Raw genomic sequence first — 21,723 nt, forward strand, 5'->3', positions numbered from 1 at the left:
GATCTCCCTGGCGGTTGCCGCCGCCGGTTGGGTGGGTGTTGGTTCACCCGGAGATTACGCCGCCAGACAATTTCTACCACTTCCGAGACACGACCTTTCATTTGAAAAGTGCCTCTTGTCCGCGCGAAGTAGTGCGGAAAGAGTGTGCATGCAAGACCCGGAGTAATTTTCGATGGCTGGTAGCGTCAATAAAGTCATTCTGGTCGGCAATCTTGGTGCCGATCCGGAAATTCGTCGTCTGAATTCCGGCGACGTGGTTGCCAATCTGCGCATTGCAACGTCGGAAAGCTGGCGCGATCGCCAGAGCGGCGAACGCAAGGACCGCACCGAATGGCACAGCGTTGTCATCTTCAATGAGAACCTCGCCAAGGTTGCGGAACAATATCTGAAGAAGGGTGCCAAGGTTTACATCGAAGGCGCGCTCCAGACCCGCAAGTGGCAGGATCAGAACGGCAATGACCGTTATTCGACGGAAGTCGTGCTGCAGAAGTTCCGTGGTGAACTGCAGATGCTTGATAGCCGTGGTGAAGGCGGCGGTGAAGGCCGTTCGTTCGGCGGCGGTGGCGGCAACCGTAACCAGATGTCTGATTATTCCGGTGGCGGCGGTGATTTCGGCTCGTCCGGCCCATCCAATCAGGGTGGCAGCAGCGGTGGCTTCTCGCGCGATCTGGACGACGAAATTCCGTTCTGAGAACGAATATAATCCAGTTTATAAGTGAATTACGATAAGGCGCTGTTTTACAGCGCCTTTTCTATTGGATCATACTTCCGATTCTCTAGGAAAAATGATGTCTGATCGCGAGCTCGTCAGCGCGACTTGCCCTCAGATTTAACCTGCTCACCGTCCTCTTTGGTGAATGATGTGACCGGGTTTTCCAGAATATCCAGAACCAGTTCGGATGGGCGGCAAAGCTTCGTGCCGCGAGGCGTCTCGACAATGGGCCGGTTGATCAGGATCGGATGAGCCATCATGAAGTCGATCAGCTCGTCATCGGTCCATTTGGGATCGGACAGGCCGAGGTCGGCATAAGGGGTGCCTTTCTCACGCAGCAGCTCGCGCGGCGTCACGCTCATTGCCGCCAGCAGCCCGACCAGACGGTCCCGTGTGGGCGGATTCTGCACATATTCGACTATGACGGGCTCTTCACCACTGGCGCGGATCATTGCCAGCGTATTGCGCGAGGTGCCGCATTTCGGATTGTGAAAAATAGTGACGGTCATCGGGAGTTTCCTGTCTGTGTTGCAAGCACCATGCGTAGTTGGCACCAGCGTGGGTCAGTTCATATCATTCATCTGCGGGTCGCCGGGATAAGTGTCGATAGAAAACTCCATATTATCGGCTGAAAACCGTGTCAGCGAATACTGGATGGGCACACCGTCAGTGTTCACATTGATTGCCTTGGCCGTCAGCACAATGGCGCCGGGCGAAAGCTTCAAATGTTTCAGATCATCCGAATCCGCATGGCGGGCGGATATGATTGTCGATTTACGGAAGTAGTCGGCAACTCCTGCTTTTCGGAAAGCCACGGTGATGGAACCGCTTTCCGCATAATCCTCGGCAATTTCCGGAAATTGTTCGGCACTGATCCAGAGTGTTGCGCGCGACACGGGGCGTCCGTCGGCGCTGTGCAAGGTTTCCAGCCGCAGGACAGGTGAACCAGGCTCGATCTCAAGAGCTTCGGCTATATCCGGGGAGGCAGGCGCTGTGCCGGAAGCGAGCAGCGCGCCTTTCATGTCCCGCACTTGCGAAGCCAGTGATTGCGAAATGCGGGTGCGACGTCCGATCTGATAGGTGAGGCGCTTTGCATTGGCAACGAAGGTGCCGCGCCCTTGCTCGGCACGCAGTACGCCTTCTTGCGTCAGCGCGGCGATTGCGCTGCGCACCGTATGGCGATTGACTCCAAACCTGTCGGCAAGTTCCATCTCGGCGGGCATACGCGCACCGGACTGAAGCCTTCCGGCTCTGATCTCACCGCGTATCTCGTCGGCAATCTGCCGCCAGATCGCTACGCCGCTGTTTCTCTCAATTCGTCTGGTCTTTGTCATCAACTGTCATCGTCCTGTCATTGGCAGGGTGTATTCATTCTGGTATTGTATAGTTGTCTGTATAACTAGACAATCTGAGAGATCAAGTCAACGGGAGCGCATCCCGAAAAACATGAAACGGTTTTCGGACGAGATGCGCCTCAAAACAAACTCCAGAGCGGCGATCTGATGCAATCAGGTCAAAGCCCGCTCTGGAACTAACAGGGCAGGGAAGCTCATGTACGGTACGGAGCAAAGTGCGAAGAGAGGCGGAGCCGGTTCCACCACTGAAAGCGGAACGGTGCCGGATGCCGTGCCAGATTCAGTTCAAGTCGCACGGCAGGCAAGCATGGCAGTTCTTGCGCGTGCAAGTGGCGAAGAGCTGCATGCCTTCTGGCAGGCATGGTCCGACAAGCCGGAATTTGAAGTTCTGCGCGGACCGGAAACCGGTCTCGTAATGCTGCGTGGCCGCATTGGCGGCGGCGGCGCCCCCTTCAATGTCGGCGAGGCAACGGTGACGCGCGCTACGGTGCGGCTCTCCGGCGGTTCGGTCGGCCACTCTTATGCGCTCGGTCGCGATCAGGAAAAGGCGCGGCTTGCCGCTGTCTTCGATGCATTGTGGCTCGATGAAGGCCATCGCGATGCCGTGGAGGCACAAGTGCTGAATGTCTTGCGCAAGCGGCTGGACGATGCCGACGTCAAGCTGCGCGGCGAAGCCGCCGCTACCAAGGTCGATTTCTTCACAATGGTCCGGGGAGACAATTGATGCTTCCTTTTTCTCTCGAAAACAGCGCTTCCTCTGCGTTTGAAGGTGGCTTTGACGATCCGGTGACGGATGCGCAGTCGGCTTTTCATGCCGTCATGCACGCCATGGCTAATCCCGGTCGCATTTATCCATTGGCGCGCACAGCCACACCACCGCAGCCGCTGACGCCTGAACTGGGCGTTATTGCAGCAACCCTGCTCGATCACGATGCAACTGTCTGGTGCGATGCAGCGATAGCAGCTGATGAAAGCGTAACCGCCTGGCTTACTTTCCACACGGGTGCGCCGCGTGTCGAAAGTGCGGATGCCGCACAATTCGCTCTAGCCAGCAATGTTTCGCTGTTGCCGTCTCTGGCAGGGTTTTCGCAGGGCGACACCGAATTTCCCGACCGTTCGACAACCGTTGTTCTCGCTGTTGCGTCGCTGACAAGCGGACGGGGCTTTGTGCTGAAAGGCCCCGGTATCGATGGCGAACGTGCACTTCATGTCGAAGGTCTGCCGCAGGATTTCATCCAGCAATGGCGTGAGAACGGCGCACAATACCCGCTCGGCGTTGATCTTGTTCTGGTCAGCGACGGCGCTGTTGCAGCGCTTCCCCGCACAACTCGCGTTTCCGCTCTGGAGGGCTGAAAATGTATGTTGCCGTAAAGGGTGGCGAAACGGCCATCCATAATGCCCACCGTCTTCTCGATGATCGTCGTCGCGGCGACCGTTCGGTTCCGGCACTGCGTCTCGATCAGATTGCCGAACAGCTGGCGCTGGCGGTTGATCGCGTCATGGCCGAAGGTTCGCTCTATGATCGCGAACTGGCGGCACTTGCTGTGCGCCAGTCGCGTGGCGATCTGATCGAAGCGATCTTTCTGGTGCGCGCCTACCGCACCACCTTGCCGCGTTTTGGCTATTCGCGGCCGATGGAAACCGCTGAAATGCTGATCGAACGCCGCATTTCTGCGACCTACAAGGATCTGCCGGGTGGTCAGTTGCTCGGACCGACCTTTGATTACACGCATCGTCTGCTCGACCCAGATCTGGCCGGTGATGTTGCCGTTCCGGAACCCGAAATGCGGGAAGCCGTGAAGGAAGAGACGCCGCGTGTAACCGATATTCTTGGTGCGGTCGGCATGATTGAGGATGATGGTTCCCTGCCGGAAGGTCACGAACCGGGCGACCTGACCCGCGAACCGTGGACATTCCCGATGGAGCGCGATCTGCGCCTTCAGGCATTGGCACGCGGTGATGAAGGCTTCCTGCTGGCGCTCGGCTATTCCACCCAGCGCGGCTATGGCAACAATCATCCTTTCGTCGGCGAAATCCGCATTGGCGAAGTGGATGTCGAGTTCGACGTGCCCGAACTTGGTTTTGCCGTCTCGCTCGGTCGCGTGCAGCTGACCGAATGCCAGATGGTCAATCAGTTCAAGGGATCGGCCAAGCAGCCGCCGCAGTTCACGCGCGGTTACGGTCTGGTTTTCGGCCAGAGCGAACGCAAGGCCATGTCCATGTCGCTCTGCGACCGTGCATTGCGTGTGCGGGAATTCGATGCGGATGTGACGGCACCTGCCGAGGACGAGGAATTCGTTATCTCGCATTCCGACAATGTGCAGGCGACGGGTTTCGTCGAGCATCTGAAACTGCCGCATTACGTGGATTTCCAGGCAGAACTCGACCTCATCCGCCGCATGCGCGCGGAATATGACCAGGCGCACAATGAGACTGAAGGCGTAACGAAGGAGGCCGCAGAATGAGCGATCTGGCCAATTATAACTTCGCCTATCTGGACGAACAGACCAAGCGGATGATCCGCCGTGCCATCCTGAAGGCCATCGCAATACCGGGCTATCAGGTGCCTTTTGCCAGCCGTGAAATGCCGATGCCTTATGGCTGGGGCACCGGCGGCGTGCAGGTGACGGCTGCCATTCTGGGGCCGGATGATGTGTTGAAGGTTATCGATCAGGGCGCCGATGACACGACCAATGCCGTTTCCATCCGCGCCTTCTTCCAGAAGACTGCCGATGTCGCTGTAACGACCCATACGGGCGAGGCGACCATCATCCAGACCCGGCACCGTATCCCGGAATATCCGCTGACCGAGGGGCAGGTGATTGTCTATCAGGTGCCGATCCCCGAGCCACTGCGTTTTCTGGAGCCACGCGAAACCGAAACCCGCAAGATGCACGCGCTCGCCGAATATGGCCTCATGCATGTGAAGCTTTACGAGGACATTGCGCGTCACGGTCATATCGCCAAGACCTACGATTATCCGGTGATGATCGAAGGCCGCTATGTGATGGCGCCTTCGCCGACGCCGAAATTCGACAATCCGAAAATGCATATGTCTCCGGCATTGCAGCTGTTCGGCGCAGGTCGCGAAAAGCGCATTTATGCCGTCCCGCCCTATACGCGGGTGGTCAGCCTCGATTTCGAGGATCACCCGTTCGAAGTGCAGAAGTTCAAGGAACCCTGTGCGCTGTGCGGCGCGAAGGGCGTCTATCTGGATGAAGTCGTGCTCGATGATCGCGGCGGCTCGATGTTCGTCTGCTCCGACACTGATTTTTGCGAAGACCGTCAGGCCAACGGCCATTTCGGTCATCTGGCTGCAAACAAGGAGGCTGCGGCCAAGGAGACCGTAAAATGAACAGCGAACCCCTGCTGAGAGTAAACAGCCTGTCGAAGTTTTACGGCAATCGCCGTGGCTGTGCAGATATTTCCTTCAAACTGTGGCCGGGCGAAGTGCTGGCCATCGTCGGCGAATCCGGTTCGGGCAAGACGACGCTGCTGAACAGTCTGGCAACCCGTCTGGAGCCGACATCGGGCACCGTCGAATACCGGATGCGTGACGGTGAATTCCGCGATCTCTACAAGATTGGCGAAGCGGAACGCCGTTTCCTGATGCGGACCGATTGGGGTTTTGTGCATCAGAACCCGGCTGACGGATTGCGCATGACGGTTTCAGCTGGCGCCAATGTCGGCGAACGCCTGATGGCAGTCGGTGAACGTCATTACGGTAATATCCGCTCGACGGCCACGGAATGGCTCGGTCGTGTCGAAATCGCTTCTGACCGTATCGACGATCAGCCGCGCGCCTTCTCTGGCGGCATGCGCCAGCGCTTGCAGATTGCCCGCAATCTGGTGACTGCTCCGCGACTTGTTTTCATGGATGAACCGACCGGCGGTCTCGATGTGTCCGTGCAGGCACGTCTTCTCGATCTTTTGCGCGGCCTCGTCAGCGATCTTGGTCTGTCGGTGATCATCGTTACTCACGATCTTGCCGTAGCCCGGCTTCTGTCCCATCGCATCATGGTCATGAAAGACGGCCATATTGTCGAACAGGGCCTGACCGACCGCGTTCTGGATGACCCGCAAGCGCCTTATACGCAGCTGCTCGTGTCGTCTATTCTACAGGTTTAGTAAATTAAAACAGATGTTTGCAGCGTGTTGTTCGTAAATTAGCGAAACTTCATGCGTGAGGTGAGAAATGACACAAGTTAGAACATCCTCTCCGCTGGCGGTGTCGGGGCTGGCGAAGACGTTCACGATGCACTTGCAAGGTGGCATTCAGTTGCCAGTCGTAAGTAACGTGGACTTCAATCTGGAAGCAGGCGAATGCGCCGTGCTTGGCGGACCTTCCGGTGCCGGTAAAAGCTCCATTCTCAAGATGGTCTATGGCAATTACGCTGTGAATGCAGGTTCGATCCTCATTCGTCACGAAGACCGTATGGTGGATCTGGCAACAGCCGATCCGCGCGAAGTGCTGGCGGTGCGGCGCGATACGATTGGCTATGTCAGCCAGTTTCTGCGCACATTGCCGCGCGTCGCGGCAATTGATGTGGTTGCCGAGCCTCTGGTTGCGCGTGGCGTCGATCGCGAAGTGGCGCTGAACCGCGCTCGCGAGCTTCTGTTACAGCTCAACCTGCCGGAACGCCTGTGGGCCCTGCCGCCTGCAACCTTCTCCGGCGGCGAACAGCAGCGCGTGAACATCGCGCGCGGTTTCATCACGGATCATCCGATACTGTTGCTCGATGAGCCGACCGCCTCGCTCGATGCGAAGAACCGGGCTGTCGTGGTTGATCTCATCAAGACCAAGAAGGAGCAGGGCGTCGCCATGCTAGGCATCTTCCACGATGAAGATGTGCGTACGGAGGTTGCGGACCGGATTATCGACGTGACAGCTTTCTCTCCGAGGGCCGCCGCATGACCAAGCTATCGGTAGAACCGCTGGTGCATAAAACCGCCATCGTCAGCGGTTGCACACTCGGTCGCTACACAGAGATAGGCGAGCGCAGCCGCGTTTCGGAAACTGTGCTCGATGATTATTCCTATCTCGGCGTCGATTGCGAAATATGGTGCGCGGAAATTGGCAAGTTTTCCAATATCGCCAGCCATGTGCGCATCAACGCCACCAACCATCCGACATGGCGTCCGACGTTGCATCATTTCACCTACCGCGCCGGTGATTACTGGCCGGAGGAAAAGGATGAGACGGAGTTTTTCGAGTGGCGTCGCGGCAATGCCGTGAAAATCGGTCACGACACATGGCTCGGCCATGGCTCCACCATTTTGCCGGGTGTGACGGTTGGCAATGGTGCGGTTGTCGGGGCCGGAGCGGTGGTGAGCAAGGACGTGGCACCCTATACGATTGTGGGCGGTGTGCCTGCGCGTCTCATTCGCGAACGCTTCGATGCCGCGACCGGCAATCGTCTGGATCGGCTGGCCTGGTGGGACTGGAGCCATGATCGTCTGCGTGAGGCGCTCGATGATTTCCGCGCGCTCGATATCGAAGCTTTCCTCTCGAAATATGAAACTGCCGCCAATACAAATGCGGTGATGAAAGAGCTATCCCATGGCTAATGAAATCGTTCTGAAAAATGCGCAGATCGTGCTCGCTGACGAGATTGTTTCCGGTTCTATCCTGATCCGTGACGGCAAAATTGCAGCCATCGATCAGGGCTATGCCAATGGCGGCGATGACATGGATGGCGATTATGTCATTCCGGGCCTCATCGAATTGCACACCGACCAGCTGGAAAGCCATTACGCGCCGCGTCCGAAAGTGCGCTGGAATGTCGACGCTGCGGTTCAGGCCCATGATGCGCAGGTAGCAGCATCGGGCATCACGACGGTTTTCGATGCGATGCGTGTCGGCTCCGACTATGACCGCGACTTCGTTGGTAAGGATATGCGGATGCTTGCGGATGCCATTGAAAGCGGTGTTCGCGAAAATCGCCTGCGTGCAGACCACTTTTTGCATCTGCGCTGCGAAGTATCTTCGGCAGATTGTCTCGAAACGTTCGAGCTTTTTGCGGGCGATGACCGCGTCAAACTCGCTTCGCTGATGGATCATGCGCCGGGACAGCGTCAATTCGTTGATCTTGAGACCTATCGCACTTATTACATGCGCAAGATGAAGCTCACGGATGAGGAGTTCCGGGTGCATTGTGAGAAGCGTATGGCGGATTCGGACGCCTATTCGGCCAATCATCGCCGCGCCATTGCCGAAATGGCTGCGACACGTGGCATCGTTCTGGCCAGCCATGACGATGCGACCAGTGCGCATGTCGATGAATCGCTCGACCATGGCGTGCGGATTGCCGAGTTTCCGACCACGATGGAAGCGGCCAATGCTTCGAAAGGTGCGGGCCTCTCGATCCTGATGGGCGCGCCGAACATCGTTCGCGGTGGCTCGCATTCCGGCAATATCGCCGCGCGTGATCTCGTGGACAATGGCAGCCTCGACATCCTGTCTTCGGACTATATTCCGTTCAGCCTCATTCAGTCGGCTTTCGGCCTTGCTTCGGGTGAACGTCCGATTGCGCTGCCACAGGCTGTCCGCCTCGTGACCAAGAATCCTGCCGACGCCATGGCCATGGATGATCGCGGCGAAATCGCCATCGGCAAGCGCGCCGATCTCGTTCGCGTGCGCCCGAAAGGTGCAATCCCGGTTGTCCGTACGGTCTGGCGCGAAGGCGAACGGGTGCTTTGATGCAGATGCAATCCGATATGCCGAAAGGCTGTTTCGTCGCCGTCGTCGGCCCCAGCGGGGCCGGCAAGGATACGATCATGGATGCAGCGCGTGTGGCTCTTGCGGGCGACACGCGTTTTCATTTTGTGCGCCGCATCATCACCCGCCCGCAAATGCCGGGCACGGAAGATCATGACAGTCTGGATGAAGCATCTTTTGCAACAGCTGCAGGCGAGGGAGCCTTCGCTCTGCACTGGCAGGCGCATGGCCTGAGCTATGGATTGCCAAAATCACTGGAGGATGAAATCGCCGACGGTACGGTGGTGATCGCCAACGTTTCACGGCGAGTGCTTGGCGATATTCGCAGGCTCTACAAATCACGTTCTGTGGTCGTGATAACAGCCCGACCGGACGTTCTGGCAGAACGGCTTGCGTCGCGTGGTCGTGAAAGCCGGGAAGAAATCACCGCGCGACTTGCGCGTGAAGTGAGCTTCGATGACGATGCCGGAGATGTTGTCACAATAGACAATTCAGGTGATGTCAATGCATCCACAGAGACCTTCCTTCATCATTTGAAGGAAATAACTGTTAAAACAATTGCTTAGGTGAAATCTCTATAGCGGCGTGTAAATTTACACAAACGTCATTATGCTTTCATTGCAGTGTCATGGAAGCAATTCAAAGTGAGCATGAATGGAGACGAATTCATGCTTCAACTGAACAACATAACGCGCCGCTATAATGACAAGGTGGCGGTTTCGGGCGTGGACCTCGAAATCGAGCCGGGCACGTTTGTGGGAATTATCGGGCGCTCGGGCGCGGGAAAGTCGACGCTTCTGCGTATGATCAATCGCCTTGTCGAGCCGTCCGAGGGAACAATTCACTGGGATGGTCGTGATGTTACGGGCCTTAAAGGTTCGGGATTGCGCGACTGGCGCGCGCAATGTGCGAGCATGAATGGAGACGAATTCATGCTTCAACTGAACAACATAACGCGCCGCTATAATGACAAGGTGGCGGTTTCGGGCGTGGACCTCGAAATCGAGCCGGGCACGTTTGTGGGAATTATCGGGCGCTCGGGCGCGGGAAAGTCGACGCTTCTGCGTATGATCAATCGCCTTGTCGAGCCGTCCGAGGGAACAATTCACTGGGATGGTCGTGATGTTACGGGCCTTAAAGGTTCGGGATTGCGCGACTGGCGCGCGCAATGTGCGATGATTTTCCAGCATTTCAATCTGGTTGATCGTCTGGATGTTCTGACCAATGTTCTGATGGGGCGTCTCAATTATGTTTCGACGCCCAAGTCGCTCCTGCGTATCTGGAGCGACGAAGAACGCCTGATCGCGCTTTCCGCTCTGCAGCAGTTCGATATTGCGCATCTTGCGGCGCACCGCGCCGATGAACTTTCGGGTGGCCAGCAGCAGCGCGTGGCGATTGCCCGCGCGCTCGTGCAGCAGCCACGCATTATTCTTGCCGATGAGCCTATTGCGTCGCTCGATCCGCGCAATACCCGCAGCGTCATGGACGCCCTGCGCCGCATCAATCGCGAATATGGCATTACGGTCCTCTGCAATCTGCACTCGCTCGATATTGCGCGCAGCTATTGCGACCGCCTCGTCGGCATGTCTGCTGGCAAGATCGTATTCCGTGGCACACCGTCGATGCTGACAGATATGGCATCACGTGACCTTTACGGCATGGAAGCCGCTGACGTCATCGACGCCGATGAACAGGCTGAAACAATGCCAATGCCAGCTCCGCAGTCGGCTGAAGCCGTTCTGCGCCAGCTTTCCGCCTGAGCGCATAAAGCTCCGGAAAAAACACGCTCCAAACTCAGGATTAACAGGAGATACCTATGCTTAACCGTAGAAACTTTCTGGCGGCGGCTGCGCTTACCGCAACGCTGACCATGCCAATGATGGCCTCCACCGCTCAGGCTGCTGACTGGAGCAAGGATTATCCGGAAATCGTTCTGGGCGTTATCCCGTCTGAAAACGCCTCGACCACTTCCGACCGTTATGCACCTCTGGCTGCATATCTCGGCAAGGAACTTGGCACCAAGGTCACGCTGCGCGTCGCCAACGACTACGCCGCCGTCATCGAAGGCCAGCGCGCCGGTAACATCCAGATCGCATTCTATGGCCCGGCTTCTTATGCCCGCGCCGTCATGACCGGCGTTGAAACCACTCCGCTCGTCAACCAGCGTCATGACACCGGCGTCAACGGCTACTACTCTGTCGTTTATGTTCGCGCCGACAGCCCCTACCAGAAAATGGATGACCTGAAGGGCAAGACCATTGCTCTCGTTGATCCGAACTCCACGTCGGGCAACCATGCTCCGCGCTTCTTCCTCAACCGCGAAGGCTATAGCGTCGATACGTTCTTCGGTAAGAACTTCTTTGCTGGCAGCCATGAAAATGCAGTTCTTGCTCTTGCGCAGGGCACCGCTGACGCCGCTGCCAACTCCTGGAACTCGGAAAACGATTCCCACCTGACCCGTATGGTCAGCCGCAGCGTTCTGAAAGACGCCAACGGCAAGGCAATGACGAAGGACGATTTCCGCGTCATCTTCAAGTCGGACCTCCTTCCAGACGACCCGTTCGCCGTTCTCAGCACGCTGCCAGACCAGTTGAAGGCAGACATCAAGCAGGCTTTCCTCGACATGCCAACCAAGGACAAGGCTGGCTTTGACGCCCTTTCCGACGGCAAGGATCAGGAATTCGTAGCCACCGAAGCGAAGGATTTCGAACCAATCATCGAGATGCTCAAGTTCAACGACAAGGCTCGCAAGTCTTAATCCGCAGAACAATTGAAGTGCCCGGAACCTAACCCGTTCCGGGCATTTTTTAGAGCATGATCCCGAAAAGTGGGAACCGGTTTTCGGACAAGATCATGCTTGATTAAAGGAATCTCGCATGACGGTATCCTCACTCGACGGCAACGGTGCAAAAGGCCTGCTTGCCGATTATCGCAGAGAAGTCGGCAAACGGCGTCTCTACGGTATCGCGCTGCTCCTCGCGCTTGTCGTTGTCGCCATTGCTGCCTCCGTCGTTGCCGATGTTCGGCCGGGCACACTGGTCGAAAATCTCTTTCGCTTTACAAGCTATCTCGGTCGCATTCTGCCGGATCTGACCATCGCCAATTTCTGGGGCGACCTCGCTGCCTGGTACTGGAACCTCGGCGGCTGGCTCAAGATGCTGTTTGAGACGCTGTTGATCGCCTATCTGGCGACATTGATCGGTGCAGTCGTCGCTTTCGCCGCTTCCTTCGCAGCATCATCCAACATGGCTCCCAATTCGACGGTTCGCTTCATCGTTCGTCGCGGGCTGGAATTGTTGCGTACGGTTCCAGAAATCGTCTTCGCGCTGCTGTTCGTTATCGCCTTCGGTCTTGGGCCGATGGCCGGTGTGCTGGCACTGATGCTTCATACGACAGGAGCACTGGGCAAGCTGTTCTCCGAAGTCGTCGAGAATATCGATATGCGCCCGGTAGAAGGTATTCGCGCATCGGGCGGCTCCGGCTTGCAGGTCATTCGCTTTGCCGTGCTGCCGCAAGTGGCCGCAAATTTTGCTTCCTATGGCCTGCTGCGCTTTGAAATCAACGTGCGCGGCGCTTCCGTCATGGGTTTTGTGGGGGCAGGCGGCATCGGGCAGGAACTGCTTACCTCGATCCGCCAGTTCTATTACAGCGATGTCAGCGCCATTCTGCTTCTGATCATCGTGACGATCGTCGTGATCGATCTTGTCACCCAGCGCGTGCGTCACGCACTGCTTGGCCGTATTGGTTGAGGAGAGAATTATGACCGACATTGCACAAAGTCTCTCCCGCGAAGCGCATGCGCACGAAAAGGAACTCAGAGCCGAATATGCCGATCTGTTCGGCAATGGGCGCACATGGCGCAATCTGGCGATTTTAACCGTAGCGCTTATCGCTTCGGTCTGGTTCGCCTTCTACTGGCTCGATTTTTCGCTGCTGCGCATTCTAAACGGCCTCGGTCGCCTCGGCGATTTCGCCTTGATGATGATGCCGCCATCATCCGGCGGTCGTTTCAGCCTTTATCTCTGGTCGATGATGGAAACGCTGGCAATCGCCTATCTCGGCACATTGCTGGCAGCGATCCTCGCTTTTCCATTCGGTTTTCTGGCGGCGAAGAACATCATTCCGAATGTCTTCCTGCATTTCGGCATCCGCCGCTTCCTCGATACCATTCGCGGCGTCGATACGCTGATCTGGGCGCTGATCTGGGTGTCGGTTGTGGGGCTTGGGCCGTTTGCCGGTATCCTCGCCATCGCCTGCTCGGATTTCGGCGCATTCGGCAAGCTGTTCTCGGAAGCCATTGAAGGGGCCGACAAGAAGCCGGTCGAAGGCGTGGTCTCGTCGGGTGGCGGCAAGCTGCACGGTTATCGCTTCGGCGTGCTGCCACAGGTTTTGCCACTGATCGGCAGTCAGGTGCTTTACTTCTTCGAGTCAAACACCCGTTCGGCAACGATCATCGGTATTGTTGGGGCAGGTGGCATCGGCGCGCATCTGGCGGAACAGATCAAGGTTCTGAACCTTCAGGACGTTTCCTTCCTGATCATCATGATCCTGATCGCTGTTGCCGTGATCGACTGGTTCTCGTCCAAGCTGCGTCACGCCATGATTGGCAAGAAGGCACAGAAATCGGCTTAACCGGTGATGAGTGTCTTGATGCCATCTGCAACGAACTGAACGGCAAGCGCTGCCAGAATGACGCCGAGAAGGCGGGTCAGGATGGAACGACCGGTTTCGCCCAGAAACCGGTCGACGCGCTCGGCCAGCAGCAGCACGAGATAGGTAATCAGCAGGCAGACGAAGATGACGCCAAGAAGGGCCAAACGCGGCCCGACGCCATGGAATGAGTCCGAGGTCAGCACGATTGCCGAAATTGCGCCCGGACCGGCAATCAGCGGAATGGCAAGCGGGAAAGCGGCAATATTGCGGATATGGTCCTTGGTGATGGCAACCTCGGCGCTCTTTTCCTTGCGCTCTGTCCGCTTCTCGAAAATCATCTCAAATGCGATCCAGAACAGCAACAGGCCACCGGCAACGCGGAACGCACCGATGGTAATGCCGAACATGCCGAGTATCTGCGCGCCCGCAATGGCAAAGAGCGCCATCACGATAAAACCGATGATGGAGGCGCGAAGCGCCACCTGTCCGCGGTGGTGCCGCTCCATGCCCGGCGTGAGCGCCAGAAACAATGGCGCCAGTCCGGGCGGATCGATTGTAACAAGCAGGGTGACGAACGCGCTGAAAACCGTATCGTAGAACCCCATACTGCACGCGCCCTTCTTGGGGCTCCGTGGGCATTTCTACATTAATACACGCTAAGGGAATTTGAAGTTGTTTGGATTGAAGCGGTTAGCCCGGATTGGCCTGAAGCGTTCGAGGGGTCGGTCAATTTCGTTCCAGAGGTAGTCGCCGGTGAGCGCGATATGCGCCCATGGTAGTGGTGCGACCTGGGAGAGCAGCTCGTCCGGAATGATAATACCCTGACTGCTGATATAATCGACAGCACGGCTGAGATAGACAGTGTTCCACAGGATGATGGCGTTGACGACGAGGTTAAGACCGGACGCGCGGTAAGCCATGGTTTCGGCGACGCGGTTGCGCAATTCGCCGAGCTGGTGGAGGAAGATGGCGCGTGCGAGAGCATGACGGCTTTCACCCTTGTTGAGGATCGCATGCGATCTGCGGCGCAGTTTCGTATCGAGCAGCCAGTCGCAGATGAAGATCGAGCGTTCTATCCGGCCCATTTCGCGCAGGGCCTGGTTCAGCCGGTTTTGTCGCGGCGACGCTGCCAGCTTCTTGAGGATGACGGAAGGCGGCACCAAACCTGCAGCGATCGAAGCCTTCAGCCGCAAGACCTCATCCCAGTGGTGCTCGACGACATCCATGTTAACGGTTCCAGCGATCAGCGCGTCGAGCGGTTCGTAAGCCGGATCGCGATCAATGACAAAGAGCCTGCGATTGCCGAGATTGCGGATACGGGGAATGAGCCTGTAGCCAAAGGCGTGGAACATGGAGAACGTCGTTTCGGTGGCGCCAGCGGTATCGGTTGCGTGCTCATAGATTTCGACGGAGCTTTCGTTGTGAAGGAGGCCGTCGAGAACGTAGGGGGCTTCGCCCTCGGATGCCTGGATCATGCGGGAGAAGAAGGAAGCAAAACGGTTGGACAGGAAGCCATAGATCGACGCCCCCGGTCGCTTGCCGTATTTTGCATTGTAGTCGAGGCTGGCTTCGCCACGCCCGCCAGCCGGAAAGAACTGTCCGTCCGAGGAGGAGATATGGCCGTCACCCCAGATCGCGGCAAAGGGATGGGCCTGCTGCGCATCGACCAGCACGGCGGTCGCCGTGGCGTAGGTTTCCGATCGCATATGCCTGTCCACCATCAGCATCATCTGGTGGATCGTGACGCCGCGTGAGCTTTCCGCCATACGTTCGGCTCCGGCATTGGTGGCGTCGGCAAGGATCGCTGCCATCAGCGCTGCCTCGTCGTTTGCCGTCTCACCGGTACGATAATGCGTGAAGCTGTCGAGGAATTTGGTCCAGCTTTGCACCTCGGCAAGCAGGCTGGTGATCCTGATCCGTGGCACCAGAACATATAGTCGGCGGCTGAGCGCGACGATGCTGTCGCGCTCCTCCTCGCGGATCGGCGAGATCGACAGGCCCTTGTCGGAAATCGCTGCATCCGGAATAGCATTGGCAGCCGCCGCCTTTGCCAGCTCTTTCAGCTTCTCATCGAGCGTGGCGGTCCGTTCTGCTCGCCATTCGGCAAAGCTGTCGGGGAGTGCGAGCCCGAGCCGCCCCTCGGCGCGCATCAGCTCGAAGATCGGCCGAGGCAGAAGATAATCCTCGAAACTGCGCCATGCCCGGCTGCCTTCGACCCAGATGTCACCGGCCCTCAGACGCTCTCGCAGGTGAACGAGGACCGCCACTTCCCAGGCGCGCAGGTCGATATCGGCACTGTTCGGGCGCACGCAGCGTCGCCATTTGCGGGTCAGAAAGGCGAGCGGCACCTGCGCCGGCAATTTCCGGCCGCCATAGAGCGCGCGCAGATGGTCCACTGCTACAAGGATCGGATCATCAGCACGAAACGACCGGAACGAGAACGTGCGGAACATCAGTCTGCCCAGCTTGCGCAACGATTTGTGCCGCTTGATGAGCTCGTCGAATTCGTTACTGCGATCAGGGTGGACGACAGATCTGGCTGCCGCCATGCTGGCGACCAATCCGTCCCAGCCGAGGGAGGCTGCGATCGCCGATGCAAGATCGGTTTTGCTCGCACGAGCGGCCAGAAGCGCCTCGCCGAGCTTGAGATGCTCAAGCGCCACCCCATCAAGAACCTCGGCCTCTTTTAGCCGGCGTTCCGTGCGGCTGATCTCGGCCTTGCGGCGGTTGCTCCCAATCATTTTGCAGAACATGTCGATCGTCAGGTCGGTGATCGACGCCTGTCTCTCGATGACGAAGGCGGCCAGCGTGGCGTAGCGACGTTCGGATGTCAGGCGTCGTATCTCCCGGGCATGCAGAATGCGTGCATCCCTGGCGATGATGCCGTAGCGATTGGCATGGATCGTCTTGCGACGGTCGTCGGGAATGGCGGCTGAGCGCAATACCTCGAGGCGGGCGATCAAGTCTTTGAGGTTCTTCAGCTTCGCCCCTTCAGGTGCTTCCGCAATCCAGCCAAGGTGGCTCCGATCGCCGGCCCGCTCAGCGAGGAGCTGATCAAGCGCCTCGATCGAAGGCTGCTCCAGATCCCGGATCAATTCGCGATAGGCTTGTCGACGCGCCGCCGCCCGGCCGGCCAGTGCCAGACGGATCAGCAGCTCCGGCATAGGAACGAGCAACTTTCGTTCCTTCAAGGCTTCGATCACGGCCTTGGCGATCGGCGCACCTTGTTCAGTGGCCGCCGCCTCGCGTGCCGCCGCCGTTATCAACTCGCGATAGTCACTCGTCCGGACAGGCTGAAGCTCCAGTGCAGAGACGATCTCGCGCGCGTGTTCCCGGCGCGTTTCGTCGCGCTGGGCGTAGAACTCGAACACTGCAGGGTCGATGCCCAGCTGGTCGGCGACAACAGAGACAACCGCCTGAGGTGGAACTTCGCCTATTCGCAGCAGACGGCCCAGATCACGCACCAGTGCGAGTTGGATCGCAAAGCCAAGCCGATTATGCGACCGGCGATGCTCCTTGACGAAGACAATATCCTCGGAAGTCAGTGCATAGCGCGCTTGCGCATCTTCATAAGCTTCGGGTGGTTCGAATAAAACGGCACGCGATTGCTCATCGAGAAACGCCATCAGCCACGGTCACTCGTCAAACTACGGTTTCGGGCGTGCCGGTCTTGCCGGGGCCTGTCCATCCAGTCCGCTTCAACGTGTCGATCAAGGTCGAGCGCGCCACCTTGAACGTCCGGCACACGGACGCCTTGCTGGCGCCAGCTTCCAAAGCAGCTAGAACCTGCTCGACCTTTTCCGCATCGATCGTTGGAGGTCTCCCGCCCTTACGGCCACGTCGGCGAGCCGCCGCCAGGCCGGCATTGACCCGCTCGGTGATCAGCACTCTCTCGTATTCTGCAAGCGAGCCGAACAGGTTGAACAGAAACGCGCCGTGCGAATTCGTGGTGTCGATCGCCTCCGTGAGAGATCGGAAGGCGACACCACGTTCCTTCAAATCCTCGACGATGCGGATCAAGTGGGAGAGTGACCGGCCTAACCGATCTATCTTCCAGACGACCAGGACATCGCCTTCGCGCAATTCGCCGAGGCATGCCTTCAGACCCGGCCGGTCATCACGCGCTCCGGAAGCGCGATCCTGATGGAGATGGCGCTCATCGACCCCGGCCGCGAGCAGGGCATCGCGCTGCAAGGCAACCGACTGGCGCTCGTCACTACTCGATACCCGCATGTAACCGATCAACATGTGCGACAAACCTCAAATCAGGTGTTGCCGCACAGCCTAACATTCCGACAGGGTTTGTCGCGCAAAAAATGGCCCTATTGCGTGGCCAGTTTGCCCCGCGATCACGGTGAGCGGAAATCATGTGTTTCCCGTCACCTGCAAAATGCCCTTAGCGTGTATTAATGTAGAAATGACCACAGAGCCCCAATGTAGGTTAGGGAGTGACCATGACGGAGCTGGACGACGACAGGGAAGGTATCGAGCCGGAAACACTGGACGAGGACGCCGGCGACCCGGCCGCCGCGTTCGACGCGCTACGGCGCACGATCGAGACGCAGGGCGCGCAGATCGGCGCGGAAATGACGGTCATCCGTCGCGGGCTGGAAGCCGCCTTCGACCAGTTCGAGAAGATCGAGCCGCAGGCCGACTACAAGCCCCAGCTCGCCCAGCTCGTGCAGGCGCTCGACAGCGTTGCGCAACGGATGCACGGCGTTGAACAGTCACCCATTCTCCGGCAGGGCGCGCAGCACTATGCGGCGGCGCTTGAGCGCAGCGGCGAGGGCTTGGTGAGGACGGCCGTGCAACAGCTCGAGCGGCAGGCGTCCGACCTCGAGCGCGCCGGCCGGAATCTTTCGGCGCACGTCGCCAGTGCGCGGGAGCGCAAGCGACAAAATTGGTGGCTTGTCGCCGCGTTCGCTCTCGGCCTGATCGTCGGCGCGCTCGTGATGCTGTTTCTTCCGCGCCTGTTGGGGTCGGTTCCGGCTCGGGGCGAAATGACACCCTAAGCGCAAATGTCCTGCCCACATCCTCTCAGGGTTAGATCAAGCCTGCCACAAGTCCGCTCCCAATGAGCAAAATCATAATTGCGACGATGATCTGCACGGTGCGCAGTGTGATTTTCTGCAGGACACGCTTGCCCACGAACGATCCAATGAAGGCGCAGACCGTGCCCATGGCAACCGGCGCAGGCAGTTCCTGAGACCGGGCAAGGTGCTCCGCCAAGATACTCGTTCCATAAGTGATTAGCCGAACTGCATCGACGATAACTGCCGAGACGACCCCGGTGGCAACGAAAGCCTCCTTTGATAGCCCCGTTTTCAGCAGGAAGGCGGAGCGCAACGCACCCTGATTACCGGAAAGGCCGCCGAAGAATCCCGACAGCACGCCTCCGAGTGGCAACAAACGCGGCGAAAACGCAAGCGCTTGAAAGCGGCCACAGTTCCAGTAGGGCGAACACGACAATCAATACGCCGATGACGGCTTTGACCACTGTGATTTCATAGGCCGACCCGCCAAGGGTGTAACTCGCAACGGCTGGCAACTTGTCGAACCAAGTTAGCAGGCTCGCTCCCGCGAGAGCGGCAATCGCAGCCGGGAGCCCGAACCGCGTCACGACGCGCCAATCGGCCTGCTTGGCCATCAGTCCGAATTTGAAGATATTGTTGGCGAAATGCACGACGGCGGTCGCCGCGATTGCCAACGGGACCGGGAAGAACAGCGCGAAGGCCGGCATCAGGATCGTGCCGAGGCCGAAGCCCGAGAAAAGCGTGACGCCAGCGGTGAACACCGCCACAATGCCAATCAGGATAAGCTCAAAGTCTTGTCTTCCTTTTGTAATCGTCTTTCGCTATCGTAAATCGATAGTATGAACCGATTGCTCCGCGAATCAAGAAGGCAGGTGGCATGACAGGGAACCCGTCAAAAATCGCTGCGCCCGAGAAACGGCACTCGCTGAAAATGGAGCATCACGATCTGCTGTCCGGCCTCGTGCGCCTGCATGTGCTCTATCATGCGGCCGAGCGTGAGATTTACGGCCAGTGGATGATCGATGAGCTGGCGAGCCACGGCTACCGCCTGTCTGCCGGGACACTCTATCCGCTGCTGCACAAGATGGCGCGCGACGGCTATCTCACCGTGCGCGAGGAGCGTGACGGCCGCACGGTGCGCAAGCTCTATTCCATTACAGACAAGGGTCGCGAGGGCCTTACCGTGGCCAAGGAGCGCATCCGTGAATTTACCGGAGAGGCGATGAAACGATGACCGACACGACGAACCACAATGAAATCCAAATAAGCAGAGGCTCGGTCGGCGAAGTCTTCACCGCCTTTCTCAAACTTGGCCTCACCTCCTTCGGCGGGCCGATCGCGCACCTCGGCTATTTCCGCGACGAGCTGGTGCTGCGCCGCAAATGGATCGACGAAAAGGGCTATGCCGATCTTGTAGCACTGAGCCAGTTCCTGCCCGGTCCAGCCTCGAGCCAGGTAGGCTTTGCCCTGGGACTGTTGCGTGGCGGGCCGCTCGGCGCGCTTGCCGCCTGGGCAGCCTTCACCTTGCCGTCAGCGATCTTCCTCATGATCTTCGCTTACGGCGCCGCAGTATTTGGCGGCCCGGTCGGCGGCGGCATCATCACCGGCCTCAAGATCGTTGCGGTCGCTATCGTGGCGCAGGCGGTCTGGGGTATGGCGAGGAACCTGTGCCCGGATCGCGAGCGGGCCACAATCGCCCTCGGTGCGGTCCTGATAATCGTGCTTCTGGCGGGCGCGCTTGGCCAAGTGGCGGCGATCGCTGCAGGCGCGGCAGCAGGCCTTCTGGTTTGCCGTAATCATCACGAGGCAGTCACCAGGCACATCAACTTCCCGGTCTCGCGGACCTTTGGGGCAACCTCGCTGGTCCTGTTCTTCGCTTTACTATTTGGACTGCCAATCCTCGCTCCGGCCTTGTCCTCGCAAGGGCTCACCGTATTCGACTCGTTCTACCGCGCAGGCTCACTGGTCTTCGGCGGTGGCCATGTCGTGCTGCCGCTTCTCGAAACGGAAGTGGTGAAAAGCGGCTGGATCAGTCACGATCAGTTTCTTGCAGGCTATGGTGCGGCGCAGGCGGTACCGGGACCACTCTTCACCTTCGCGGCCTATCTTGGAACCTTATTGGGGCCGGAACCTAACGGCCTCATCGGAGCGGGCATTGCCCTGATCGCCGTGTTCCTTCCGGGTTTTCTGATCCTGCTTGGCGTTATTCCCTTCTGGGATAGCTTCCGCCAACGCGAAAGCGCGCAGGCCTTGATGAGGGGTGCCAACGCCGCCGTTGTCGGCATTCTCGGCGCAGCGCTCTACGATCCGGTTTTCACCAGTGCCATCGTCGGCCCTTATCAATTCGCGCTGGCACTTACCTGCTTTGTTCTGCTGATGGCGTGGAAGACCACGCCCTGGATTGTTGTGCTTGTGGCCGCAGCCGGTGGCGTGCTGATCAGCGTGGCCTGACGGTCGCCACAACCGACGAGAGCGACGAAACTTGTGCAAGAACTTTGGTTCCCGACAATGGATTTTTCATGCCATACGATTCTGTCATTGAGCCGATTGTTTCTGCCGCACGCGCACTTCACGCTCTGGCGCATTTGCTTTCCCTGTAGCGCTTGGCAATATCTGCAACCGTATTCTTGCTGATTGCCAGATCGCGGGCGATCCAGCGATAGCTGCGGCCTTCCGCGATGAGCGCCAGTACTTTCGGGGCGAGCCTGTCCGACTTTGGGCGCTGACCGGGCTGTCGTCCAAGCCGTCTCCCGCGTGCCTTGGCTGCGGCAAGTCCGGATTTCACGCGCTCGCTGATGAGATCGCGCTCGAACTCCGCAATCCCGGACAGAAACGTCGCGAGCATCCGGCCGTGCGGGCTGGCCAAATCGAAGGTCATGCCGCTCATGGCGATCACCGAGACCTTCCGACTTTCCAGTTCACGCAATGTGTTGAGAAGATCGATCGTAGATCGTCCCCATCGGGAAAGTTCGGTGACCAGAACCAGATCGATGCCTCTGGCCTGGGCGAGCGCCATGACCTTCTTCCGTTCGGCTCGATCCAGCTTCGCTCCGGAGCTCGTCTCTTTGTAGACACCGGCGATCGTGTAGCCGGCACGCTCGGCAAAGGAAGTGAGATCTCGCTCCTGTCGTTCACAGGACTGATCAGCTGTCGAGACACGGCAATAGATGGCGGCGCGCTGTCCCAATTGAACCCTCGTGGATTTTGGTGCCGGAAGACCTTGATTTGTAGGGGCCAATTGTTGTCCAAAAC

General features: G+C 58.4%; 25 protein-coding genes. 17 read left to right on the forward strand and 8 right to left on the reverse strand.

Annotated features, from left to right (window positions below; translation table 11 throughout):
* Positions 1-172: 172 nt before the first annotated feature.
* On the forward strand, positions 173-691 hold the full coding sequence (gene ssb / locus FHS81_RS16385; RefSeq protein WP_029924876.1) for a single-stranded DNA-binding protein: 519 nt from the start codon (positions 173-175) through the stop codon (positions 689-691).
* Positions 692-807: 116 nt separating this feature from the next.
* On the opposite strand, the gene arsC is transcribed toward ssb, so the two are convergent.
* Together arsC and phnF are read right to left on the reverse strand one after the other, a co-directional pair.
* Positions 808-1,221 carry an arsenate reductase (glutaredoxin) gene (gene arsC, locus FHS81_RS16390; RefSeq protein WP_036586762.1) on the reverse strand — a complete coding sequence of 138 codons (414 nt, stop codon included), beginning with the start codon at positions 1,219-1,221 and terminating at the stop codon, positions 808-810.
* Between the two features lie 54 nt (positions 1,222-1,275).
* Positions 1,276-2,049, reverse strand: coding sequence for a phosphonate metabolism transcriptional regulator PhnF (phnF, locus tag FHS81_RS16395; RefSeq protein WP_167388134.1), 774 nt, complete (start codon positions 2,047-2,049; stop codon positions 1,276-1,278).
* Positions 2,050-2,263: 214 nt separating this feature from the next.
* Between phnF and phnG the strand changes: the two genes are divergently transcribed.
* The 13 genes from phnG (at position 2,264) to phnE (FHS81_RS16460) (ending at position 13,417) form a co-directional block, all read left to right on the forward strand.
* Positions 2,264-2,791, forward strand: a complete 528-nt coding sequence (gene phnG / locus FHS81_RS16400; RefSeq protein WP_080692056.1) for a phosphonate C-P lyase system protein PhnG — start codon at positions 2,264-2,266, stop codon at positions 2,789-2,791.
* Entirely contained in the window at positions 2,791-3,420 is a 630-nt protein-coding gene (gene phnH / locus FHS81_RS16405; protein ID WP_036586758.1) for a phosphonate C-P lyase system protein PhnH, read from the forward strand. The genes phnG and phnH overlap by 1 nt, the downstream gene beginning before the upstream one ends.
* 2 nt (positions 3,421-3,422) lie before the next feature.
* Entirely contained in the window at positions 3,423-4,532 is a 1,110-nt protein-coding gene (locus tag FHS81_RS16410; protein WP_010660131.1) for a carbon-phosphorus lyase complex subunit, read from the forward strand.
* Complete coding sequence (locus FHS81_RS16415) at positions 4,529-5,422, forward strand: alpha-D-ribose 1-methylphosphonate 5-phosphate C-P-lyase PhnJ (RefSeq protein WP_036586757.1); 894 nt, start codon at positions 4,529-4,531, stop codon at positions 5,420-5,422. Before FHS81_RS16410 ends, FHS81_RS16415 begins: the two co-directional genes overlap by 4 nt.
* Positions 5,419-6,195 carry a phosphonate C-P lyase system protein PhnK gene (gene phnK / locus FHS81_RS16420; RefSeq protein ID WP_036586756.1) on the forward strand — a complete coding sequence of 259 codons (777 nt, stop codon included), beginning with the start codon at positions 5,419-5,421 and terminating at the stop codon, positions 6,193-6,195. The genes FHS81_RS16415 and phnK overlap by 4 nt, the downstream gene beginning before the upstream one ends.
* A 67-nt stretch (positions 6,196-6,262) precedes the next feature.
* Entirely contained in the window at positions 6,263-6,982 is a 720-nt protein-coding gene (gene phnL, locus FHS81_RS16425; protein WP_036586755.1) for a phosphonate C-P lyase system protein PhnL, read from the forward strand.
* On the forward strand, positions 6,979-7,635 hold the full coding sequence (locus tag FHS81_RS16430; protein ID WP_036586752.1) for a DapH/DapD/GlmU-related protein: 657 nt from the start codon (positions 6,979-6,981) through the stop codon (positions 7,633-7,635). The genes phnL and FHS81_RS16430 overlap by 4 nt, the downstream gene beginning before the upstream one ends.
* Positions 7,628-8,767, forward strand: a complete 1,140-nt coding sequence (locus FHS81_RS16435) for an alpha-D-ribose 1-methylphosphonate 5-triphosphate diphosphatase (protein WP_036586751.1) — start codon at positions 7,628-7,630, stop codon at positions 8,765-8,767. Before FHS81_RS16430 ends, FHS81_RS16435 begins: the two co-directional genes overlap by 8 nt.
* Positions 8,768-8,772: 5 nt before the next feature.
* Positions 8,773-9,351 (forward strand): phosphonate metabolism protein/1,5-bisphosphokinase (PRPP-forming) PhnN, encoded by a 579-nt coding sequence (gene phnN / locus FHS81_RS16440; protein WP_036586893.1) that lies wholly within the window; start codon positions 8,773-8,775, stop codon positions 9,349-9,351.
* A 102-nt stretch (positions 9,352-9,453) separates the two neighbouring features.
* Positions 9,454-10,545 carry a phosphonate ABC transporter ATP-binding protein gene (gene phnC / locus FHS81_RS16445; RefSeq protein ID WP_183754660.1) on the forward strand — a complete coding sequence of 364 codons (1,092 nt, stop codon included), beginning with the start codon at positions 9,454-9,456 and terminating at the stop codon, positions 10,543-10,545.
* A gap of 56 nt (positions 10,546-10,601) precedes the next feature.
* Entirely contained in the window at positions 10,602-11,543 is a 942-nt protein-coding gene (gene phnD / locus FHS81_RS16450; protein ID WP_100559804.1) for a phosphonate ABC transporter substrate-binding protein, read from the forward strand.
* Between the two features lie 118 nt (positions 11,544-11,661).
* Positions 11,662-12,534 (forward strand): phosphonate ABC transporter, permease protein PhnE, encoded by an 873-nt coding sequence (gene phnE, locus FHS81_RS16455; RefSeq protein ID WP_012092075.1) that lies wholly within the window; start codon positions 11,662-11,664, stop codon positions 12,532-12,534.
* A 10-nt stretch (positions 12,535-12,544) separates the two neighbouring features.
* Positions 12,545-13,417 (forward strand): phosphonate ABC transporter, permease protein PhnE, encoded by an 873-nt coding sequence (gene phnE / locus FHS81_RS16460; protein ID WP_012092074.1) that lies wholly within the window; start codon positions 12,545-12,547, stop codon positions 13,415-13,417.
* Here the strand turns inward: phnE (FHS81_RS16460) and FHS81_RS16465 are convergent.
* From FHS81_RS16465 to FHS81_RS16475, 3 genes are read right to left on the reverse strand one after another with little or no spacing between them, the layout of a single operon-like run.
* Positions 13,414-14,043 carry a MarC family protein gene (locus tag FHS81_RS16465; RefSeq protein ID WP_012092073.1) on the reverse strand — a complete coding sequence of 210 codons (630 nt, stop codon included), beginning with the start codon at positions 14,041-14,043 and terminating at the stop codon, positions 13,414-13,416. The genes phnE (FHS81_RS16460) and FHS81_RS16465 overlap by 4 nt on opposite strands.
* A gap of 51 nt (positions 14,044-14,094) precedes the next feature.
* Entirely contained in the window at positions 14,095-17,064 is a 2,970-nt protein-coding gene (locus FHS81_RS16470; protein WP_100559806.1) for a Tn3 family transposase, read from the reverse strand.
* A 16-nt stretch (positions 17,065-17,080) separates the two neighbouring features.
* Positions 17,081-17,686 carry a recombinase family protein gene (locus FHS81_RS16475; RefSeq protein ID WP_003501158.1) on the reverse strand — a complete coding sequence of 202 codons (606 nt, stop codon included), beginning with the start codon at positions 17,684-17,686 and terminating at the stop codon, positions 17,081-17,083.
* A gap of 206 nt (positions 17,687-17,892) precedes the next feature.
* Here FHS81_RS16475 and FHS81_RS16480 point away from each other — a divergent pair, with 206 nt between their 5' ends.
* Positions 17,893-18,450 (forward strand): DUF6118 family protein, encoded by a 558-nt coding sequence (locus tag FHS81_RS16480; RefSeq protein WP_245872445.1) that lies wholly within the window; start codon positions 17,893-17,895, stop codon positions 18,448-18,450.
* Positions 18,451-18,481: 31 nt separating this feature from the next.
* Here the strand turns inward: FHS81_RS16480 and FHS81_RS19210 are convergent, their stop codons facing one another.
* Positions 18,482-18,829 carry a TSUP family transporter gene (locus tag FHS81_RS19210; protein ID WP_198513208.1) on the reverse strand — a complete coding sequence of 116 codons (348 nt, stop codon included), beginning with the start codon at positions 18,827-18,829 and terminating at the stop codon, positions 18,482-18,484.
* Positions 18,795-19,238: a TSUP family transporter gene (locus tag FHS81_RS19215; RefSeq protein WP_198513209.1), complete on the reverse strand. Its 444-nt coding sequence runs from the start codon at positions 19,236-19,238 to the stop codon at positions 18,795-18,797. The genes FHS81_RS19210 and FHS81_RS19215 overlap by 35 nt, the downstream gene beginning before the upstream one ends.
* A gap of 110 nt (positions 19,239-19,348) precedes the next feature.
* On the opposite strand from FHS81_RS19215, the gene FHS81_RS16490 reads away from it, so the two are divergent.
* Together FHS81_RS16490 and chrA are read left to right on the forward strand one after the other, a co-directional pair.
* The gene (locus tag FHS81_RS16490; protein ID WP_246050384.1) at positions 19,349-19,705 is read left to right on the forward strand and encodes a PadR family transcriptional regulator; all 357 of its coding nucleotides are present in this window, start codon (positions 19,349-19,351) and stop codon (positions 19,703-19,705) included.
* Positions 19,702-20,922 carry a chromate efflux transporter gene (chrA, locus tag FHS81_RS16495; protein ID WP_075657590.1) on the forward strand — a complete coding sequence of 407 codons (1,221 nt, stop codon included), beginning with the start codon at positions 19,702-19,704 and terminating at the stop codon, positions 20,920-20,922. The genes FHS81_RS16490 and chrA overlap by 4 nt, the downstream gene beginning before the upstream one ends.
* Positions 20,923-21,040: 118 nt before the next feature.
* On the opposite strand, the gene FHS81_RS16500 is transcribed toward chrA, so the two are convergent.
* Positions 21,041-21,658, reverse strand: coding sequence for a recombinase family protein (locus FHS81_RS16500; protein WP_075657591.1), 618 nt, complete (start codon positions 21,656-21,658; stop codon positions 21,041-21,043).
* Positions 21,659-21,723: the final 65 nt, after the last annotated feature.

Source organism: Pseudochelatococcus contaminans (assembly GCF_014195635.1).
Classification (GTDB): domain Bacteria; phylum Pseudomonadota; class Alphaproteobacteria; order Rhizobiales; family Beijerinckiaceae; genus Pseudochelatococcus; species Pseudochelatococcus contaminans.

What these genes read in the sequence shown, in the direction of transcription:
- ssb (WP_029924876.1), top strand. Translation starts at nt 173, where the DNA reads ATGGCTGGTAGCGTCAATAAAGTCATTCTGGTCGGCAATCTTGGTGCC.
- arsC (WP_036586762.1), bottom strand. Translation starts at nt 1,221, where the DNA reads ATGACCGTCACTATTTTTCACAATCCGAAATGCGGCACCTCGCGCAAT.
- phnG (WP_080692056.1), top strand. Translation starts at nt 2,264, where the DNA reads ATGTACGGTACGGAGCAAAGTGCGAAGAGAGGCGGAGCCGGTTCCACC.
- phnH (WP_036586758.1), top strand. Translation starts at nt 2,791, where the DNA reads ATGCTTCCTTTTTCTCTCGAAAACAGCGCTTCCTCTGCGTTTGAAGGT.
- FHS81_RS16410 (WP_010660131.1), top strand. Translation starts at nt 3,423, where the DNA reads ATGTATGTTGCCGTAAAGGGTGGCGAAACGGCCATCCATAATGCCCAC.
- FHS81_RS16415 (WP_036586757.1), top strand. Translation starts at nt 4,529, where the DNA reads ATGAGCGATCTGGCCAATTATAACTTCGCCTATCTGGACGAACAGACC.
- phnK (WP_036586756.1), top strand. Translation starts at nt 5,419, where the DNA reads ATGAACAGCGAACCCCTGCTGAGAGTAAACAGCCTGTCGAAGTTTTAC.
- phnL (WP_036586755.1), top strand. Translation starts at nt 6,263, where the DNA reads ATGACACAAGTTAGAACATCCTCTCCGCTGGCGGTGTCGGGGCTGGCG.
- FHS81_RS16430 (WP_036586752.1), top strand. Translation starts at nt 6,979, where the DNA reads ATGACCAAGCTATCGGTAGAACCGCTGGTGCATAAAACCGCCATCGTC.
- FHS81_RS16435 (WP_036586751.1), top strand. Translation starts at nt 7,628, where the DNA reads ATGGCTAATGAAATCGTTCTGAAAAATGCGCAGATCGTGCTCGCTGAC.
- phnN (WP_036586893.1), top strand. Translation starts at nt 8,773, where the DNA reads ATGCAATCCGATATGCCGAAAGGCTGTTTCGTCGCCGTCGTCGGCCCC.
- phnC (WP_183754660.1), top strand. Translation starts at nt 9,454, where the DNA reads ATGCTTCAACTGAACAACATAACGCGCCGCTATAATGACAAGGTGGCG.
- phnD (WP_100559804.1), top strand. Translation starts at nt 10,602, where the DNA reads ATGCTTAACCGTAGAAACTTTCTGGCGGCGGCTGCGCTTACCGCAACG.
- phnE (WP_012092075.1), top strand. Translation starts at nt 11,662, where the DNA reads ATGACGGTATCCTCACTCGACGGCAACGGTGCAAAAGGCCTGCTTGCC.
- phnE (WP_012092074.1), top strand. Translation starts at nt 12,545, where the DNA reads ATGACCGACATTGCACAAAGTCTCTCCCGCGAAGCGCATGCGCACGAA.
- FHS81_RS16465 (WP_012092073.1), bottom strand. Translation starts at nt 14,043, where the DNA reads ATGGGGTTCTACGATACGGTTTTCAGCGCGTTCGTCACCCTGCTTGTT.
- FHS81_RS16470 (WP_100559806.1), bottom strand. Translation starts at nt 17,064, where the DNA reads ATGGCGTTTCTCGATGAGCAATCGCGTGCCGTTTTATTCGAACCACCC.
- FHS81_RS16475 (WP_003501158.1), bottom strand. Translation starts at nt 17,686, where the DNA reads ATGTTGATCGGTTACATGCGGGTATCGAGTAGTGACGAGCGCCAGTCG.
- FHS81_RS16480 (WP_245872445.1), top strand. Translation starts at nt 17,893, where the DNA reads ATGACGGAGCTGGACGACGACAGGGAAGGTATCGAGCCGGAAACACTG.
- FHS81_RS16490 (WP_246050384.1), top strand. Translation starts at nt 19,349, where the DNA reads ATGACAGGGAACCCGTCAAAAATCGCTGCGCCCGAGAAACGGCACTCG.
- chrA (WP_075657590.1), top strand. Translation starts at nt 19,702, where the DNA reads ATGACCGACACGACGAACCACAATGAAATCCAAATAAGCAGAGGCTCG.